10 protein-coding genes and 2 tRNA genes are annotated in these 16,707 nt (G+C 42.6%); 10 read left to right on the top strand and 2 right to left on the bottom strand.

Annotation, left to right across the window (positions count from 1 at the left end; all coding sequences use genetic code 11):
- A partial coding sequence (locus KAH81_09170) for a hypothetical protein (GenBank protein ID MCK5833821.1) occupies positions 1–543 on the bottom strand: 543 nt, incomplete at its 3' end.
- 114 nt (positions 544–657) lie between these two features.
- On the opposite strand from KAH81_09170, the gene KAH81_09165 reads away from it, so the two are divergent.
- Positions 658–1,548: a phosphatase PAP2 family protein gene (locus tag KAH81_09165; protein MCK5833820.1), complete on the top strand. Its 891-nt coding sequence runs from the start codon at positions 658–660 to the stop codon at positions 1,546–1,548.
- 89 nt (positions 1,549–1,637) lie between these two features.
- Positions 1,638–3,440: a hypothetical protein gene (locus tag KAH81_09160; GenBank protein ID MCK5833819.1), complete on the top strand. Its 1,803-nt coding sequence runs from the start codon at positions 1,638–1,640 to the stop codon at positions 3,438–3,440.
- Positions 3,441–3,492: 52 nt separating this feature from the next.
- Here the strand turns inward: KAH81_09160 and queA are convergent, their stop codons facing one another.
- A complete protein-coding gene (gene queA / locus KAH81_09155; GenBank protein MCK5833818.1) occupies positions 3,493–4,527 on the bottom strand; it encodes a tRNA preQ1(34) S-adenosylmethionine ribosyltransferase-isomerase QueA in 1,035 nt (344 codons plus the stop codon).
- Positions 4,528–4,959: 432 nt separating this feature from the next.
- Between queA and KAH81_09150 the strand changes: the two genes are divergently transcribed.
- The 8 genes from KAH81_09150 (at position 4,960) to KAH81_09115 (ending at position 16,515) form a co-directional block, all read left to right on the top strand.
- On the top strand, positions 4,960–5,745 hold the full coding sequence (locus KAH81_09150) for a hypothetical protein (protein MCK5833817.1): 786 nt from the start codon (positions 4,960–4,962) through the stop codon (positions 5,743–5,745).
- 2 nt (positions 5,746–5,747) lie between these two features.
- The gene (locus KAH81_09145) at positions 5,748–6,905 is read left to right on the top strand and encodes a deoxyguanosinetriphosphate triphosphohydrolase (GenBank protein MCK5833816.1); all 1,158 of its coding nucleotides are present in this window, start codon (positions 5,748–5,750) and stop codon (positions 6,903–6,905) included.
- A gap of 29 nt (positions 6,906–6,934) precedes the next feature.
- Entirely contained in the window at positions 6,935–12,718 is a 5,784-nt protein-coding gene (locus KAH81_09140; protein MCK5833815.1) for a T9SS type A sorting domain-containing protein, read from the top strand.
- A gap of 9 nt (positions 12,719–12,727) precedes the next feature.
- Positions 12,728–13,588 carry a hypothetical protein gene (locus KAH81_09135; protein MCK5833814.1) on the top strand — a complete coding sequence of 287 codons (861 nt, stop codon included), beginning with the start codon at positions 12,728–12,730 and terminating at the stop codon, positions 13,586–13,588.
- Positions 13,589–13,694: 106 nt separating this feature from the next.
- Positions 13,695–16,010 (top strand): T9SS type A sorting domain-containing protein, encoded by a 2,316-nt coding sequence (locus tag KAH81_09130; protein MCK5833813.1) that lies wholly within the window; start codon positions 13,695–13,697, stop codon positions 16,008–16,010.
- 55 nt (positions 16,011–16,065) lie between these two features.
- Entirely contained in the window at positions 16,066–16,314 is a 249-nt protein-coding gene (locus KAH81_09125; protein ID MCK5833812.1) for a hypothetical protein, read from the top strand.
- A gap of 30 nt (positions 16,315–16,344) precedes the next feature.
- Positions 16,345–16,422, top strand: a tRNA-Val gene (locus tag KAH81_09120).
- 17 nt (positions 16,423–16,439) lie between these two features.
- Positions 16,440–16,515, top strand: a tRNA-Asp gene (locus tag KAH81_09115).
- Positions 16,516–16,707: the final 192 nt, after the last annotated feature.

Raw genomic sequence — 16,707 nt, 5'->3', positions numbered from 1 at the left:
AAGGCTGAGAAAATAAGGTTTCAGTTGTTTGAAAAGTCCACGAATCTTTTTAATACCTGCAGCCGAAAGAACAGCATAAGCGCAAACCCTATCGACCATCCACATTGTGAATCCAGCTAGAAACGCAAAAAGTATATCGATATTACCATTGGCCAATCCTGGGAGACCACCGAGAAGATCATAGTATAAAAGTGACGCTACAAAAAAATCAATAATTCCGATTGTGAGAAAAACCATTCGCCTAAAAATTGCATCGCCAGAATAAATGATGTGAACAACCATTCCCACCAGAAAGACAGCCGAAGCGAAGGCGGGGCCGAATGATAACAACGCGGCGAAACCTATTGCGTCGTTTAATGCCATTATATTATTCCCTCCGATATCTATTCTCAGGAAAGAACCGAAAGAAAAAAGAATAGCGAAGAAAATAAATGGGATAATATTATCGAAAAGCGGTTCCCAGTCAGCCGTAACACCAAACAATATGGCTACAACAAAAAGAACTGCCGATAAAATATAGTATTTAGCGTTTCTCGAATTCATATTATTTTGCTCTCAAATATAGATTCAGAAGATAACTTATTCCAGTTAAATCGCAATGCTTTTTTGAATATGAATTCTTGTAGCTTGTAGGTTTTAATATAGTATATTGCATTTATGGATAACAAACTCGAATTTCCGATTCTATCGCATTTTAGGCCAGCCGATAAGCTAATATACACTTACTATGTTGTTATAGGTTTTTTTATTTTAATTGCAGGTGCTATAGGTAGGTTGGACAAATGGTGGTTATTCGGTCTTCATCATTTGTTAGTTATCCTCATTCTTCCTATTATTTTAAAATACCTCGACTCCAAAAATGGAAAATTTTTCTTATTCTTGAGGATTTTCTATCCACTTTTTCTCTTTGGAACGATGTATCGAGAAACCCATGAATTAGATCAAGTTATTATTGCTAAGCCACTTGACCTCTGGTTCGCCCATTGGGACCAGATTCTCTTTAAATGCCAACCCTTTATCGATTTTGCAAAAAATTGTTCCGGTGCCTTCTTTTCGGAGTTAATGCACATTGGATATTTCTCTTATTTCATCTTAATTCCATTGGTGCCTTTGATCTGGTGGTTCAAAAATAACCAAGAAAAATCCGAATTTCGTTTTTTTCAATTGATCTTTCTCTACTCGATATTCTTCTCTTTGTTTATAATTTTGCCTGTTCAGGGACCGCGAATTCAAATTATCGAGGCTATTTCTATGGAAAGACCTGGGTTCATTTTCGCGCCATTTTTTGAATGGCTTTTTCGAGCTGCCGATATAGCAGGTGCGGCCTTTCCATCCAGCCATTGCGGCATAGCTACTGTTGTTTTAGCTTCTGCGGTTGAAGATTTTCCTAAACTCGCCCCACTTATAGGGTTATTTGTTGGTCTTCTTTATATGGCAACAGTTTATGGGCGATTTCATTACGCCGTCGATGTCGCCTATGGAGTAGGATTAGGGTTAATTTGCTTTATCATTAGTCCATATATATACAGGGCTTTATTATTGAAATAAATAAAAACACATTGCCAATTAACTTGACCTTTTACTTTTTATTTTCTATATTTTAATAGATATTATCGTTGTTTTTAACTGGGGGTATAATGAAAAAAATGTCCATATTAATTGTGTTGCTCGGCCTTGCGTTGAGCGTTTTCGCCCAACTAGAAATTGGTATCAGCCTAGCTTTTCCTCGTGAATTCCAATATCCATGTAATTCCGCTGCAGTTGCCAGCGGATTGACTCATTTCAATGTCGATTTTATCGATACACTTAACGGTGAATCGACTACTATCTTCCCAGTAACTTCGGCTGAAACACACATCTCGACCAACGCAGGAACAAGCTGGCTCGCTCCTATCTCCATGACCAATATCGGAAGCACACATTATATCGATACATGGGAATCGAGCAGAACCAATGCCGCCAGCGGCGCAGTAGAATATTACTTTAAGTGCGAAACCGAATCCACACTTACAACCGAATGCCCAGACAATATTCCAACATCATTCCCTTTAGATGATAACAAGGCAGCTCAGATCGGCGATGCTTCTGGAGACCAACTCGATGTAGATGGCTATTCATATTCTTCACTCGATATTCAAAATTTTCGCGCAAGTTATGATAATGATGAATTTTTCTTCCGAGTGAACATCGGTAGTGGATGGGCAGACAGTCACCGTGAAGGAGGCTTTTTTGGAACTACATATTATCATGCAATGATTATTCCTCTCCTGAACAACGAATCCCCAATTAGAGATAGTGTGTTTTTTGGTATCGTAATAGCAAACCTGGATTTATTGGGCATAATTGATATCACTGATGGGCTTTACAAATTCTGGGCGGAAGATGGCGACGATGATTATCTTAATAATTTCGAGCGTATTAGCAGTGTTACATTCTCGCCTTCCAATCCAGATGGCGATGCGGATTTTTCTGTCAGATTACCCATAAGTGCACTCACTTCAAATGGGTGGGGAACCTGGCCTAACGAATCTCATGCTATAGGAACAGGTTGTGCTACTATAGGACTCTGGATAATCAGTATCGTACCACCTTATTCCGAAGAAAATTTCGGTTATGTTATTACTGATATAACGAAAAGTAGTGGTGTAATTTGCCAAACCCATTCTTATAATATCGGCTCGAACTCTCCCCCAACTCTTACTCCCAGCCACCTTGTCGATTATTTAAGAGATACCACCTGGATAGACCTTTCCTGCACATACACCGATGCGGATGGTAATCTGCCTACTTCCCGCCAACTCACTATCGATGATGGTGCACGCACGGCTTATACAATCGGATCAGACGACCACAGCTATTCAGATGGCTCTTTGTTCGAATATAGCAAAACCCTCAGATGCGAACACATCGATTCTTTGAAATATAAATGGGACTTTGACGATGGTGCCGGATCTGTTTCGACCGATTGGCAATATGCTGTAGTGCCTTCAGAGATTGGGCTTCAGGTTACCGGTGGAACGTGGGACGTCCCCGACGACCTCGGTTCGCTAGATACTGTCGAGATGTCCTCCGGAGATGTAATTACCATTACCAACACCGGCAACTGCCCATTGAAACTCGGTCTCGAAGCCGATTCGCTTCCAAACTATTGGCTACTTAGTGATCACACCTCTTTCGATACGACTGTTATTTTCGCCAATTTTACAGATTCGGCAACACCACCGGCATTCACATCCTTTGGAACAAACGACGCTCTTTCGACGAGTGTTATTTGGGCCGATGGCACAACCTTCGGTGGTGGCGGTGAAAACTTATCTTATTGCGTCGATGGAGTCAACTCTGAGAATTTATATCTGGCTTTTGTCGTTCCACAAACCTATAGCGTAAATGGTGAACAACAAATCAAACTTGCACTTTGGGCAAGCAGCGATCTACCTTAGCTGGAAAACTCTGATGTTTTTAAAAAAGGCCGGTAAAACCGGCCTTTTTTAATTATTCGATGAACATAGCATCGCCATAACTGTAAAAGCGGTATTTTTGGGCTATTGCATGTTTATAGGCATCCATTATTACATCTCTACCAGTGAAGGCGCTTATCATAACTAAAAGCGAGCTTTTAGGGATATGAAAATTGGTTACTATAGCAGAAACAACCTTAAACTTGAATCCCGGAAATATAAACAACTGGGTTTTCTCCGAAATAGGTTTTAAAGGAAAACCGTAAACGGCCGCCGACTCAAGCGCACGAACTGTCGTTGTGCCCACAGCAACAATTCTACGCCCTTCGGTTCTTGCTGTATTCAGCATATCTGCGGTATTTGAAGAGATTTCATAGAATTCTGAATGCATCGTGTGAGCACGGATATCTTTAGCTTCTATCGAGCTGAAAGTGCCCCACCCAACATGCAAAGTCACTTTTGCAAGCTCGACACCACGGCTTATAATATTTTCTATTATGTCGTTATTAAAATGAAGGCCGGCGGTCGGTGCAGCGACCGCACCGATTTCATTAGCATACACAGTTTGATATCTCTCAGCGTCATCGATACGGTCGGATCGCTCGATATAAAGTGGTAATGGAGTGTGACCGAATCTTTCTAAGGCCTTCCAAATATCTCCATCGTAGTGAAGTTTTACTACTCGCGACGCATCCGAATTGACCTCGATAATTTCGGCGGTAAGTTCTTCGGAGATTTTAACCACTGTGCCGATCTTAAGCCTTCTAGCTGGTTTGACCAATGCTGTCCATCTATTATTACCCAGACAATCCAATAAAAATATTTCTGCTCGTCCCCCAGTAACTTTATTTCCAAGCAACCTAGCCGGGAATACCTTTGTATTATTCACTACAAGTAAGTCATCGGATCGAAGTAACCCCGTAATATCTCTAAATATTTTATCTTCAAACTCACCTGTTTTCATTAAATGAAGTAATCGTGCTGAGTCTCTCGGTTCAGCAGCTTCCTGCGCTATAAGCTCTTTTGGGAGGTAATAATCATAATTTTCTATGTCGAACTTGTTTTTCATTTCCGAGGATTATATAACAAATAAGGGATTATTCAACTTATTTTCGCGTTAATAATTTTACTGCTTCTCATGTATATGATATTATATTACTTTTTATAGATTTTATATACATCGTTTATCCTCCTGTTATTATTCGCTTTACATATTTCTTTATCTTGACATTAAGAATTATATTCTTTTTAAATCTAGATTGTGCTGTTCACTCTAAGCTCATTTTATAGAGATAGAATTAGACTAAAATTCCAACATCAAAAAGAACAACCGGCCAAAAAGCTCACAACATGGCCATTCTCAAATAATTCAGGAAACTGGTTCTATGATCTATTTAATATATAATAAAAAGCTCTTGAATGCTCTTACATTCGGTTTATATTGATAGGTATGAATCGATTTGCCTTGATATTACGCCTCGTTCGGAAGACTGGTATAGGGATGTTTTTATCCCTATTGCTTGCCATAATCCCATTTAGAGCTGCTTTTTGCGCTAATGATGGCCATATCGATTGGCCTGCAAGTTGCGGAATTGCAAGCTCGGTCAGCTGCCAGGGAGTTACTGCCTTTTGGGGGAATCCAGCAAACATTTTCACCGAAGGGTGGTCATCATCAGTTTACGCCAACAGGGAATGGGGCTTAGATGAACTTTCATCTATCAATGCAGCTCTCGGAAAAGATTTCCGTTGGGGGAACATTGCCTTGGGAGGGCAATACTTCGGTTCCTCGAACCTTTATTCAGAAAGCAATCTTGGAGTGGCTTTTGCGCGCCCTGTTTATAAATGTAATACTGGAATAAAATTATCGATACTATCAGTTAAAAGCGGCGACTGGAGCGCATTAACACCGATAATTGGAGCCGGTATCAAGATACCTGCAAATCAAGCGGTCGATATAAGTCTTTGGGGCGATAATATCACTTTCTCCAAATTGGATGGCAACGAGATACCTGTCCGCGGCACTATGGGTGTGGTCTTTAAACCTACGGATTGGGCGAGGTTAGCTTTCGACATATATTCACAATCCCAAAATTCGGTGAGTCTTCGATTTGGCCAAGAGGTTTTCATTTTCAAAACACTCAAGTTAAGGTGCGGTGTTGCTTTTAAACCAACCAATTTTCATCTAGGTTTAGGTATTAAAGTTAGAGATATTGAATTTAATTGGGCCTATATCGGGCACCCAGAGCTTGGTGGAAGCACTCAACTTGGAATAATTTATGAGAGGTAGTTTTGATAAGTTTAAGTGAGCATTTAAAAAGAGAAAAAAAAGACTTAGGGGCATTTGCCGCAAAGAACTCCGACTCAAAGGGTAGAATACATCCTGAAGCGGAACATCTATTTCGCCCTCCTTATGAGAGGGATCGCGAACGTATTATACACTCCAGTTCTTTTCGAAGGTTAACATATAAAACGCAGGTTTTTTTAAACCATGAAGGTGACCTCTATAGAACACGCTTAACACACACTATTGAAACTGATACTATAGCTCGCGCTATTGCTTCAGCTCTGGGTGCAAATGCCGACCTTTGTGAATCCATCTCACTCGCTCACGATCTCGGACACACACCTTTCGGACACACTGGCGAGGAGGTTCTAGATGAGCTTTTATCAGATGTGGGTGGCTTCGAACACAACAAACAAAGCCTCAGAGTAGTAGATAAATTAGAACAAAGATACCCCGATTTTGACGGCTTGAATTTAACCTATGAAACACGAGAGGGCATTCAGAAACATGTAACACGATATGACTTTGCTGAGGATAACACAGAATTTCCTCAGCAATGGCCTACCCTAGAGGCTCAGATAGTCTGCATATCTGACGAAATAGCCTTCATGTGTCACGACCTCGATGACGGAATATATTCCGGTTTGCTTCTTCCCTCACAACTCGAAGAGGAATTACCACTTTGGAAAAAGCTTAGCGATGAAATCCGCGCTCAATATAAATCGATTCATCCTGAAATGCTCAGGAAACAAGTAATCAGAAAGCTTATTGATTTGGAAGTGACAGATGCTGTCATCGAGACGGATAAGCGAATTTCGGAATTCGCCCCCGGTTCTCCGAAGGATGTCCGTGAACTCGAAGAGAAATTAGCCGTCCACAGTGAGGAGATTATTCTACAAAACGAACTTCTTAACACGTATTTATTGAATAAACTATATCGCCATTATAAGGTTCTTCGCATGAGCATGAAAGCACGCATGGTTATAGAGGCGCTATTTAAAGTGTATATTGAAGAACCCAATCAACTTCCAGAGGGAAGCAGGGAGAAACTGGATAACGAAGATACTCGGATTGTCGTTGCCGACTATATTGCCGGAATGACCGACCGGTTTGCCATGAACGAGTATAAAAAGTTATTCGATCCTTTTGAAAAGTTATTATAAAATATTAATTTAACCTTTATGGAGGTAAAATGAGAAAAGTCGTATTTGCACTTTTATTCTTTACTATGATAGTAATTACCGCTTTTGCGGGTAATTATGAAAAAACGGCCTATCAGGCTATCAAAGATGATTATCAAAACGGTCTTATTTCAACTTATGAATACATCGAGAATCTGATCTCTTCAGTCAAATCGCCTGAATCTCTCGATCCATCATATGCTGGAACCTACGGCGGAAGGTCGGGAACTATTCCGTTGGTCGAGGCATATAACATGATACAATCCCTTGCAGAATCAGAGAGATCGCGCTTCCGTCCGGCGATGTCTAGACCGTGGGGCCTTTCACAAACTTATAGCACAACTCATTTCTATTTTCATTATACGACTTCCGGTTCTGATGCCACGACCTCCTCTTTCGTCACCCAAATGGGCACAGCCTTCGAGAACGCTTGGGCGCATCTTGCTACTACGCGCGGCTTTGACACACCACCTTCCGATGGTTCTGCTGGAGGAAACAGTAAATATGACATTTACATTAGGAACTTATCTTCAGGGATTCTAGGCTATTGCGAACCTGAAACCAATGTTCCCAGCACACCTCAAAATGACGCAACCAGCTTCATAAATATGCGCAACAGCTACAGTTCTTACAGCTATAATCCCGTTCAGCTTATGCAACAGACTGCAGTGCACGAACTTTTCCATTCTTTTCAGATGGGTTACGATGCCAGCGAAAGCCCTTGGTGGATGGAGATATCCTCGGTTTGGATCGAGGACAATATGTATCCGGGCTATGATGAGGAGCATGCCTTTCTCAGCGAGTTCTTTGACAATCCGGATGTAACTATACAAACCTATAATGGAGCACACGAGTATGGTAGCTATCACTTTGCGACATATCTCACTGCGGAATTCGGGTCTAACACTATACTCGATATATGGGAACAGTGTAAATGGGTAGGCGTGCTAGCGGCCATTCAAGGCGTAGCTTCGGATGAAGGCAGTTCACGCAATGATTGTATTAGCGAGTTCTTTGTGTGGAATCTTTTCACCGGTTCTAGATATATTGCCGGCGATTATCCAGAAGGCGACGATTTCCCTGAAATCCACATCGAAGATGTGATTTATACCTCCGATTATCCTGTTATCGGCGGCTCAAGCTCGCATCCACCAGATAACCTCGCCTCGAACTATTTCAAACTCACCGTTCCTTCCGGCGCTAGCGGTCCGTTTTCCATTAGCTTCGATGGCGAAAACGGTGGTATATGGTCCGCCCAACTGGTTTTTCCTCTTTCGACTACATATTCGGTCCTAGACCTTTCATTAGATACTTACGGATATGGTTATTACACGGTTCCTGAATCTGTATATTCCGAATTCGGCGAGATATATCTGGTCGTTGGGATGCTTTCTACAAGCGGCGAAGATTGGAACTTTGAATATTCTGCGGCCTTCGACACAATAACTGCTGCACTTAATCCACCTCGGAATCTTCGTGCAACTAGCGATCTTTCCGGGCATGTTCCTCTTGAATGGGATGCACCTATCGGTGGTGGTGGTGAGGAGGAAATATCCTATGATGATGGTTCTGGGGAAACCTATGTTGGACTCACTGCAGGAGATATCGAAGGCTTGAAATTCACTTATCCCGCAGCATGCAGTCTTGTTAGTATTAAATTCATGGCCTATTCTTCGACGACTTATCCTAATATGGGTGTGCATATCTATCCTGAAAGCGGAGGCGATGTTCCAGATACATCGGCAGAAATTGGGACTTCTCGTGTTGTCACTCCTGAAGCGGCTCCATCCTGGACGGAACTCAGCGTCGCTACAGAAAACATTGGTCTTCCAGCCGGCGATTTCTTCGTTGGAATTGAACATACTGCGGTTGAACCTTCTCTGCTTATCGATACAGGAACTCCAGGTGAAACTAGTAGATGTTGGGGTTTAGCATCCACTGGATTCTGGGGTTTAGCAGACGGAACAGGTGTCTTTATGCTTCGAGCTGTTATTAAAACTGGTGCTCGTTATATCGAACTCACACCAGTTAATTCTGATGGTGAACCGCTTGTTTTCAGTAAATCGACTCCTCTTTCATCCATAACTGAAACTCGTGAACCAATAGAACTAAGCACTTCGATTGTAGCTGAAGCGCCTCGCTTGCGCCCAACTGAAGCCCCTATGAATTACAATGTCTATAGAAGCAGTGTTCCCGGTGGCCCATGGACTTGGCCAATCGCTACACCTGGGGCACAAACCTATGACGATTTGACTGTTACTGATGATAACACCTATTATTATACAGTAACAGCACAGTATGCCAGCGGTGAATCCGGTCCAACTAATCAGGTGAGTGCCACCCCAAACTCTGGCGGCGGCGATACTACAGATTCAAATATTATAATTAATGCCGATCTCGATGATACTCTTTCACCACTCACATATTGGCCGATTTCACCCGGCGCAAAATTTGCCGAAAGACTGGAGCTAGATAGACCAGCTAAGATAAAATCACTTCTTTATTATGCATTAAACATAGGCGCTGGTCAGTTTATCCCCGGAATACACCACTGGACAGGCGATAGGATCGAGGGTGAACTTCTTCCCTCTATCCCCCACACAGCAGTTGGAACCACTCTGGTCGTGATCGATGTCGATGCTTATGACATATATGTCAATAGCGATTTCGTTGTAAGTTTCGAGATATATGATTCAACATCATTCGTTCTTAGCCAACAGATACCTTCTGACAACCATGACTGGATGAATCTCGGCTTCGGTTGGTTTATTCCGGATAGCGCCCGTTTTGTTATAGGTGCGCAGATCGAATATGTCGATTCAACGGAGAGATACTCATTAAGTGGTTATATAAATCTATCCGGTGGAACTGGCGGAAGTCCTCCCCCATCAGATATATCGGGCAGTATAGTTAAAATCGAGGGATTAGATTTAGCCGACACAACAGACGCAACTGGATATTATCAAATCGACGATCTTGAACCCGGAACATATATTGTCTCGGCAAATCGCAATTGGTATGAATCCCAATCGGCATTAGTCTCGCTGAATACTAACGATAGGAAGGATTTTAACCTTATACCATATAATCTACCGGTCAATCCACCGAGACTTTTAACTGCGGAGAGTTTCCACAATGGAGAAGTTCCACTTCACTGGTGGGCACCTATGGGAAGCCCGGGAACAGCCGAATGGCACACATACTGGGAATACCCCGACTCCCTGTTTTATTTTAGACCCAATCTATCTGTTAACTCTGTCGAATGCACCCGTTTCGACCTATGGGCGCCTTGCACACTCACGACTGCGAGGCTATGTTTCTATGATTCGACTGGAGTTTACGACAATATTGAATTCCATATCTGGGGTGACGATGGAGCTGGTTTCCCAGATTTCACAAACGATCTTATTACTCCAAGGGTAATAACTCCAGTTCCATATAGTCCAACAGCCGGGCTTCAATGGACATATGTTAACCTCGAAAGCCTCGGTATTCCTCTTCAACTCTTACCGGGAGATCAGATTCATATCGGAGTTAAACACTTAACTTCGCATCCTAGTTTAATTTTCGATGAAACCACGCCTCTTGAATCACCTACACGCAGCAAGATATACAGCGCTGACATCTCGAACTGGGATGCCGACCTCGCAGACTTCCTTCTTGAAGTTTATGCTAAGTATTTCGATTATACCAGCAGACCATCACCCGACGGACGCACACCAGAACCCCCTGAAATCAAGTTTGTCTCGAAGGATTGCTCCAGGATTCCTGCCGCGACCTCACCGAGAATGCGCCCGATGGAGGGTATCGCGGTGGAGTTTTACGACATATATCACACTACCGATCTTATGGACACAAGCAGTTTTGCGTTGATAGCCACTGTGCTAGGAGATAGTATCGACTGGACTCATACTTCGGCCACAAATGATATCTGGAACGCTTATTATATTAAAACGCACCAATCACATGGTATATCTGATCGCTCGGATTATGCTCTCGCTTATCCAAAATCCAATACCGATTCGGCCAAAGTCCTCCTTGTTGATGATGATGGAAGCAGTTGGGGCGGTGGCATCGATGAAAGCTGGGCTTATATCGACGCATTCGACAGCCTCGACATAGAATTTGATGCTATCGATTTAAATGGTTCAAGAGTCGAAGGCCCTGATGCCGCAGATATGTTTGATTACGATGTCGTGATTTGGTTCACTGGTATTTTATATTCAGACAGCACTACTCTTATGGACTCCGACGAGGATAATATTGAGACCTACTTATCTGCCGGTGGTAATTTCGCCCTCTTTTCTCAGGATTATTTATGGGACAGATATGAATCCGGTATTTCCGCAGGTTCTTTCCCGGCTCGAACCTTCGGTCTAGATTCAGTTCAACAAGATGTTTGCACTATAACTCAAGAGGATGTGGGCATAGTTCTTGGCAATGCTGGAGGACCCTTTGATGGTATGGGTATGCTTATTACATCGCCTTTTGGGACTTTCGACCTTGCTCCCGACGGCTTATTCGGCCCAAGTCCATTAGCCGATCTGAGCTTTGGCCCATTCACAGGGCCGTCAATCACTGGAAAAACCACGAGTTCATCTAAAACAATCTTCTCGTCAATCCCGCTTTCAGCGATTTATGATACTACGGCGCCCAATAGCAAATATGATTTTATCCAGCGACTTCTCGACGATTATTTCGAGATTTTCGGGCCTGAGAACGTAGATATTGTTTATAACATGAGGCCAGGTTGGAACCTTGTTTCCTTGCCTGTCGAATTGGATAATAACACCGTCTCAGCGGTATTTCCGGGGCATTCTTCAGATGTATATTTTTACGATACCGATATAGCTGCCTATGCGATTGCCGATTCTGTAATACCAGGTATCGGCTATTGGGTGCTTTATACATCCTTGATTGGATTTACACATACCGGCCCTCCGATAAACTCATGGACACATCTACTTGATCCAGGTTGGAATATGGTCGGCAGCGTAATGGCGGACACCATTGTTCCATTCTCCTCAGCTACATTTATCCCCAATGCATATCTTTCAGGTAATTTCTACGGATATGATGGGTCAGTTTATGTTCCTGCTGACGGTTTCACGCCCGGGGCGGGATATTGGATTCTCGTGAGTGCTGAATGTAATATGACACTGAACAATGGAGCGCGCGGAAGAATCACACCGCCCGCTACCGATGAGCAAATCATATCGGCATTCGGAAACGAACTTAGAATTGGCATAGGGACAGAGAAAATTGGTTACATTCCGCCATCTGCTCCATTCAGTGAATCCCCAAAGGCATTCTTGCGCCATAATGGGCAAGAATGTTTGAGAGTGATAGTCGAAAATGGTCGCTGGGAAATCGAGCTCACGGAATCAGGCTTAATCCGCACAAGCGGAGAGAACTCTATCCTCATTGAAAGTAGTAATTTTTCAAAAAGGCTCGACAACGGCGAAGAGTTATATCTTTCGAAAGGGGTCTATTCCATTATAATAGTTCCTATACCAAAGAATCTCGATCTCAATACAGCTAAACCCAATCCATTCAATGCCTCTACTACTATAGGCTTCGATTTACCCAAAGATTCCAGTGTCGAATTGGATATATACAGTATCGATGGCAAACTTATCAAGAGACTTATTTCGGGTAATATAAAGGCCGGGAGCCATTCAATAGTATGGGATGGAAGAACCGACTCGGGCGATAAGGCCTCAAGTGGTGTTTACTTGTATAAACTTAGTAGCGAAAACGAAACTCAAACTAGAAAGATGACTTTAATAGAATAAGGTAGTTAAATGAAGAAAATGGCCGCATCGCTAGTTATTTTCTCTATCCTTCTACTGACAGGTTGTAAAGACAATTTCAGAATATACTCCGTCGCAATTCTAGACAGAATGAAGGATACAGATATCGGGCTTTTAGAAATTCGCGATTCACTGGCATCCCACGGCGTTATCATCATAGATGAAGACAGTATCAGCAAGCTTGTCGATACCAACTTCATCGATGTCCAGAAAATAAGATTATGCGCTTCGATGAGATCTGACAGAATCGGTGGTGCAATCGCTCTCGGGAGAAAACTCGAGGTCGATGCGGTCATTTTTTCGGCTATGCCGAGCATTTCCAAAATTAAAGAAGAAACCCCCTGCATGGTAGATAGCCTTATTTCGCTTTATCTTATCGAGCCACCACAAACTCTTGTAGAGGCGACAAACTACACGCAATTCCTTTACACGCTATCTCTTTTCGATTGGGAAACTATAGTCAGACCTCCACCGCCACCTGAGGAATTCGTCTTATCCCCTGAAGATTCGCTAATTTTTGCTGGTTATATTATTACAGTGGAGGAAGCTGGTTTATTAAAGGAAGAATCGATTACAAAACAGACGGAGAATCAAAGAAATGAAATCTTAAAAAAAGATAAAACGGATTATTCGATTAAGGAAAAGGCAAACGGTCAGGCAACTGACAAACCTTACAATGGTCCTAAATGGTCCTTAAAAATCATCGAGGATGGTTACTTAAAAAAAACGGAGAATTTCAATATAAGAGTGGTGGGAAGTATTTCGAAAGCATTAAAATATGATGTGTCAGTTATGGATAATGAAGGTAAAATAGAATTCAAACTAATACTCACTGATTTAAATAAGATTTAGAAGTAAATAATAGTTTTTAAAAAAGTTATTGTTAATATACAAGATTCGTTATATCTTAAATCGATGTAGCTGAATACAAAATAATATTCTTTAAGGGGAAGAAAATATGAAGCTTAAGGCAATTTGTTTTGCGACCATCGTTTTTTCGTGCGGCATTTTATTAGCATCTACAGGCGGTCCGGATTCTTTCGGATACCGATGGATAGACTCGGACGAACTCGGCGGTCCAACCTATAACTGGATAGATATTTCCGGCTCGTCTTCACCGGGACCCACGGGAGATGATGCCCATTCAGTTATCACACTTCCAACACCATTCGAATTTTACGGTAACACGTTCACGCAGATAACTGTTTGCACCAATGGTTGGTGCGCGCTTGGTAGCTGGTCAACCTCTTCGCTTTCAACATCATCCATTCCCAGCACTTCCACACCACAAAACGTTATCGCCTGCACTTATATGGATATGAGAACCGGTTCGGGTAGGATTTATTCCGGCACTCACACAGATGGTCGCTTTGTAGTCACCTGGGATGGTGTTGAGGAATATTCAGCTTCAGGCACCATATACTCTTATCAGGTTGTTTTGGATTTTGACCGTCGTTCGGTGACGATCAACTACCGCGATGTCGATGATATGGTATCTACATACAGAACCGGTTATATAGGCATCGAGAATAACTCAGGCACTATCGGGCTTCTTTATGGAGTGCATTCCGACGATAGCACAGTTTTGCACAGCTCTCTCTCCATCCTATTCCGAGCCGATCTGGTCGTTGGCCCTCCATATTTCAATGATTGCTACACTTCTTCGGATTTTGAAACCGAAGGAGAGGTCAATGATTGGGAACTTGGAAGACCACTTTCTGTTGGACCAACCACAGTGCATTCTTTCCCTTATTGCTGGGCTACAAAAAAAGAGGCATTTTATTCCTCTTACTCCAATAGCATACTCCTTCCTCCAAGAATGAGCATTGCTGGCGTTGGGCAACCAGTTTTTGACTGGTGGCAGTGGTTCGAAACAGACTCGGGTGATGATGGCGGAGTTGTCGAAATTTCCACCAACGATGGTTTAACTTGGAGCGTAATCGAACCGGAAGACGGATACCCTTGTCCAGCATTGGGAGCAGGCAGTGTCCTCGCCGGTTTACCTGCGTTCTCCGGCTCTTCGGATGGATGGGAATATCAATCTATCGACTTAAGCTCATGGACATCATACGGCGAAGTATGGCTTAGATTCCACTTTGGTGCTGATGGTATGACTGAGGGCGCCGGATGGTATATCGACGATGTTGGGCTACAAGAGTCATTCGGTGTCGTTAAAGGCCATGTTAATCTCGATTACAGAACCAATGATTCTGGAGCAAAAATAGAGGTGACGGAACTTGGTTTGCATGACTATTCTGACTCGACGGGTTATTATTTTATCGATTCAGTTAAGGCTGGAACATGGAACCTCACATGCACGAGAGACAGTTTCGCTGAGCAGGAGTTTGGGCCGTTTACTATTTCAAGAAACGAGACAATCGATGTCGATTTTCTGATGCCCCCTATTCTTATGTCCACGAATTTCGATACTAATTCAGCAGGTGGAATTCCTACCCCAGAAGATGGTTGGCAATGGGGCATTCCTGATACTCTTGCCTCCCCCCCATATTCCGCTCATTCAGACACATTCTGCTGGGGCACTAATCTTCACGGCAACTACATGAACAACGTTAGCTGGACTCTCGATTTTGTTGTTTTCCTCGTGGCTAACAACCCTCATATGCAACTTCACCACTGGTATAAGATAGCGGGAGAATATGCAGGATATTTCTGGGATGGTGCAAATGTAAAAATAACAAATTACTATGACACTACCTGGACTGTTGCTCCTGCAATTTTAAATGGATACGACGGCTCAGTTTCTACTCATAATACTTTCATGGGTGGCCAACCTTGTTTTGGTGGCACCGGTTACGGTGATACCTGGCACCAGGAAATATTTGATTTATCAGATTATGCCATGGATACCGTAATTGTCAGATTTGAAATCGGTGCCGATGGCGCCGGCACCGCACGTGGTTGGTATATTGATGATATAATTATTGTCGATTTCGATACCACGGGTATTAGCGAGAATCCAATTATCTGGAAACCTGACTGCATCAAAATGGGTGTTCATCCAAATCCATTTAATGCTGTAGCGAATATAGAATTTAGCCTTCCAACCGAGGGAAGAACGACTGTTGAGATACTCGACTTGACTGGCCGCCTTGTTAAAAAGCTTTCCTCAGAGGAATATTTATCAGGAGGATTCTATACGCGTCGTTGGGATGGGCGCGATTTTGCTGGCAATGAGGTTTCTTCCGGCATATATCTTGCGAGAGTATCTTCTGGAAGAATCACTTCGAGCAAAACGTTGCTTCTGGTGAAATAAGTAAAAAAAATGCTTGCTTTCAATCGACTGCAAGTTTATAATGGAGCCTTGAAAAATGGGTGTTAAAAGATTAAATACAAAAAGTGGTGAGCAACGTAAGCTTCCGTTTTCGGCGAGGAATTTTGCATTACTTGCAATAGCCCTTGTCTTAATCCTTCTTGGATTTGTTATTCTTTCAACCGGTGATATAACTATTGCACCCATATTGCTCGTTCTCGGTTATTGCATCTTTCTTCCTGCTGGGATTTTGGTTAAACCGAATTTCGCCCCTGCGGAACCTGAGAGATCCAATAAAGAGAAATAATAATAATTGGGCCGGGCCTGCATGATTAAAGGGCGAATAGCTCAGCTGGTCTAGAGCGCCTGCCTTACACGCAGGAGGTCGCAGGTTCAAATCCTGTTTCGCCCACCATATTGATAAGTTTATTAGGGGTCGTGGTGTAGCTTGGTTTAACACATCGGCCTGTCAAGCCGAAGAGCGCGGGTTCAAATCCCGTCGACCCCGTATAATAATAAAAGCGCTGAGAATAAATCTCAGCGCTTTATTTATATTACTTGCATCTTGCTTAAAATGCCCTATCGACTCTTCTAAGACAAATTAGTTTTGATTCATACCAATAAAAACCACTTATTAAGAATAATCGGTAGCGTTGCATTAAATGGGTCTATTAGATTGTGTTTAGTTGACATAACCTTT

This window comes from bacterium (assembly GCA_023145965.1).
Lineage (GTDB): Bacteria > UBP14 > UBA6098 > UBA6098 > UBA6098 > UBA6098.
The sequence above is the reverse complement of the archived record's forward strand: the minus strand, read 5'-3'. Positions and strand labels throughout refer to the sequence as shown.

Coding starts and splice junctions, on each gene's coding strand:
- KAH81_09165 (MCK5833820.1), top strand. CDS start 658: ATGGATAACAAACTCGAATTTCCGATTCTATCGCATTTTAGGCCAGCC.
- KAH81_09160 (MCK5833819.1), top strand. CDS start 1,638: ATGAAAAAAATGTCCATATTAATTGTGTTGCTCGGCCTTGCGTTGAGC.
- queA (MCK5833818.1), bottom strand. CDS start 4,527: ATGAAAAACAAGTTCGACATAGAAAATTATGATTATTACCTCCCAAAA.
- KAH81_09150 (MCK5833817.1), top strand. CDS start 4,960: ATGTTTTTATCCCTATTGCTTGCCATAATCCCATTTAGAGCTGCTTTT.
- KAH81_09140 (MCK5833815.1), top strand. CDS start 6,935: ATGAGAAAAGTCGTATTTGCACTTTTATTCTTTACTATGATAGTAATT.
- KAH81_09135 (MCK5833814.1), top strand. CDS start 12,728: ATGAAGAAAATGGCCGCATCGCTAGTTATTTTCTCTATCCTTCTACTG.
- KAH81_09130 (MCK5833813.1), top strand. CDS start 13,695: ATGAAGCTTAAGGCAATTTGTTTTGCGACCATCGTTTTTTCGTGCGGC.
- KAH81_09125 (MCK5833812.1), top strand. CDS start 16,066: ATGGGTGTTAAAAGATTAAATACAAAAAGTGGTGAGCAACGTAAGCTT.